Origin of the sequence: Lancefieldella parvula, assembly GCF_963530955.1 — a bacterium.
Lineage (GTDB): Bacteria > Actinomycetota > Coriobacteriia > Coriobacteriales > Atopobiaceae > Lancefieldella > Lancefieldella parvula_A.
This window is the reverse complement of record NZ_CAUSFQ010000129.1, coordinates 1-2605: the sequence shown is the minus strand read 5'-3', so window position 1 is coordinate 2605 and position 2605 is coordinate 1. Positions and strand designations below refer to the sequence as shown.

4 protein-coding genes are annotated in these 2605 nt (G+C 42.1%); 3 read left to right on the top strand and 1 reads right to left on the bottom strand.

What is annotated here, in order from left to right:
- Window positions 1-528 precede the first annotated feature (528 nt).
- On the top strand, window positions 529-711 hold the full coding sequence (locus tag RWJ43_RS06635; protein WP_314009145.1) for a hypothetical protein: 183 nt from the start codon (window positions 529-531) through the stop codon (window positions 709-711).
- A 6-nt stretch (window positions 712-717) separates the two neighbouring features.
- Here RWJ43_RS06635 and RWJ43_RS06630 read toward each other — a convergent pair whose 3' ends face one another.
- Window positions 718-1107, bottom strand: coding sequence for a hypothetical protein (locus tag RWJ43_RS06630; protein ID WP_314009144.1), 390 nt, complete (start codon window positions 1105-1107; stop codon window positions 718-720).
- Window positions 1108-1354: 247 nt separating this feature from the next.
- Here RWJ43_RS06630 and RWJ43_RS06625 point away from each other — a divergent pair, with 247 nt between their 5' ends.
- The gene (locus RWJ43_RS06625; RefSeq protein ID WP_314009142.1) at window positions 1355-2062 is read left to right on the top strand and encodes a helix-turn-helix transcriptional regulator; all 708 of its coding nucleotides are present in this window, start codon (window positions 1355-1357) and stop codon (window positions 2060-2062) included.
- Window positions 2063-2158: 96 nt separating this feature from the next.
- On the top strand, window positions 2159-2371 hold the full coding sequence (locus tag RWJ43_RS06620; RefSeq protein WP_314009140.1) for a hypothetical protein: 213 nt from the start codon (window positions 2159-2161) through the stop codon (window positions 2369-2371).
- Window positions 2372-2605 lie beyond the last annotated feature (234 nt).

Below are 2605 nucleotides of genomic sequence, written 5' to 3'. Positions count from 1 at the left end.
CTCAGCTTTTTTGTCTCTTTAATTATCACTTTTTCGCATTCCATTCTGCGTAGAATTGCTCCAAGTATTCTTCCAAAAAGTGATGGCATAGTGCTCTAGCATTCGATAAGTTGCAATAATAACTGGTCGAGAATCAACTGCCTCCCATTTCCTGGACATAAGAAATGGGAGGCAGTTCATGACTGGGTGGCTGTTGCTTCTATTTTACTACCTGGGAGATCGTACGGTAATCAAGATACAAATGCGTTGCTTACAGTTCAATTTTGAATTATATTATCTGAGGAGCGTATGATAACCAAAGTAAAACACTATGACTATTTGAATTTTAAATAAGAATACTTACCAATAAAAATAATCTCATTGATTTAAAGTGATAATTGTATTTCTAATTGAAAGAAGTGTAAAAAATTTTCATCTTACAATTATTATATTTTTAAAATTAAAGATGTCATTAGTATGGGCTAATGCTACTGAAGTTTAAAATTATTATAGGGAAAATTTATTATTTAAGTAGGAAAGGTGTCTATTATGGCTACTAGTGAAGCACAGAAAAGGGCGAGCGCTAAATATCGGAAGAATAACGTAAAGGCAATTATGTTTAATCTATATCCAAGTGATAGCGATTTAATAGAGTTCTTAGAAGGTAAAGAGAACCGATCAAGCTATATCAAAGAGCTTATTCGCAAGGATATGAATAATTCAAAAAATTAGTTTGCTTTAGCGCCTATATTTGGCGTTCTCGAATGCAATCTTGAAGTCTTCAAGGAGCTCACGAGGGACCTTCTCCTGATCTCCGTGGTGAAGTTCTTGCATAAACACATTGCTTATGGCTCCAAAAATCAGGCGAGGAGCAATCTTATCTGCCAGAGGTACAAATTCTAGAACATATCTTTTATCGTCGATAGTGAGCCAGGTTCCTCTCCAGCTACCGACTGTTCCCTCGATATCTGAAGCATGGGCCGAGGCAAAGACGTTTTGATTGTTATCAAAGAGATACACGACACCATCTGCGTCAACGCCAACAAAACCGTCTGTAGCGCACTGCTCAAAACCAGAAACAATATGCGCACCACTGGTCCAGAACACCCAGTTCTTCTCGCCAGCCATAGACAGACCTTTCTAAACATCAAAAGTTTCTTGTTTAAATGGTAGTGGGAGAATACTTTTAGAGCAAGTGATTTTCGGTCAAAAAGCATAGTTTACCTGCGAACTCAACCTGCTGTTGAGTGGCTGGAAACCGTTGCGATACCCAACTCAACTGATGCGTTCTTGTTGAACGTATTGTTACGACTCATAGTGAAATTAGCGGCCCGCATGCCATTTCAGTGATAATGAGTTGAGAAAAGGAGCAACTATGACTACTTCATCTGAGACCCTTGGTCGTCGTATTGCACGTCTTCGTTTGGCCAAAACTGCAACGCAGGAGCGCCTGGCAAAGGAGCTGAACGTGAGTCCGCAGGCGGTGAGCAAGTGGGAGAACGACATTAACTATCCAGACATCTCGCTGTTGCCAGATCTTGCGCGCTTCCTTGGCGTGTCCGTTGACGAGCTTTTGAGCGGCGCGAGCGCTTCCACTCAGGAGAGTGCGACTGCTCAAGAAAGCGCTGCTGAGGCTGTTTCTGTTGTAGTTGATGAGTCCGCAGAGATCGTAGAAGAGCCTACAGAGGACGCCGACCAGGGTATTGCCACTCAATCTTCAGGTTTCAGCTTTGGTAAGCTTTTTGGTAAAAGTATGGTCAAAGTCGAGAAGAACGACGAGGCTGATAGTAGCAAGAAGAAGGGCGTCCGTCTTGGCAATGGTTCTGCAAAACATGGACTGCATGTGTACATCGTCTCCGATGACGGCGACGTTGTTGATATGTGCGTGCCTCTGGGCCTGGCAAAGTTTGTTTTGAACTCGGGAATCCAGGTCAGCGGAAGCTATCTTAATCAGGAGACTCAGGAGCAGCTCTCTAATATCAATCTTGATGCGCTTATGGATGCTGCAAAGACAGGCGAGAGTGGCACACTTGTGGATATTACTTCCGCAGACGGTAACGTTGTAAAGATCTGGTTTGATTAAGCGCTAACGATTACATAATGAAGTCAAAATTGTCATCCACATGACGCCCGAAGGCATTTAAGGCAATTGCCGTTAAAAGATTGGAGGTGTCGGCTAATGGGAACACATTATTTGGCGAGTGACGACCGTCTTCTTCTAATTAAAATTGAAAGTGGACTTCCTTTTTCTTGGGACTGGAAAGCAAAGGACTGGAAGTTTAATGCAAGTCTAGCCGACATCTTCATTGGTGAGCGAACTCTTGATGACGTTACACTCGAAGAGATAGAACAGTTCAAGCAGGAGAGAACAGTCCCTGTTGTTTCTTGGTAAACAACCTAATCAAATTAATTTTCGTTGATTTAAGCCACTTACAAAATCTATGTGATTTGTGATAACGGCAGATGGAGCATATTAAAAAATGCACCCACAAGAGCAGGTGCATTTTATTCACCAACAAACCCGACTCAGTCCAGCCGTTGGCTCGTCCTTTAACTAGCAAGTGTATCTATTTTTGTTGATTTAAGCCACTGAAAAGTGGCTTTTTTCATATACGCAACCGTTGCG

What these genes read in the sequence shown, in the direction of transcription:
- RWJ43_RS06635 (WP_314009145.1), top strand. Translation starts at nt 529, where the DNA reads ATGGCTACTAGTGAAGCACAGAAAAGGGCGAGCGCTAAATATCGGAAG.
- RWJ43_RS06630 (WP_314009144.1), bottom strand. Translation starts at nt 1,107, where the DNA reads ATGGCTGGCGAGAAGAACTGGGTGTTCTGGACCAGTGGTGCGCATATT.
- RWJ43_RS06625 (WP_314009142.1), top strand. Translation starts at nt 1,355, where the DNA reads ATGACTACTTCATCTGAGACCCTTGGTCGTCGTATTGCACGTCTTCGT.
- RWJ43_RS06620 (WP_314009140.1), top strand. Translation starts at nt 2,159, where the DNA reads ATGGGAACACATTATTTGGCGAGTGACGACCGTCTTCTTCTAATTAAA.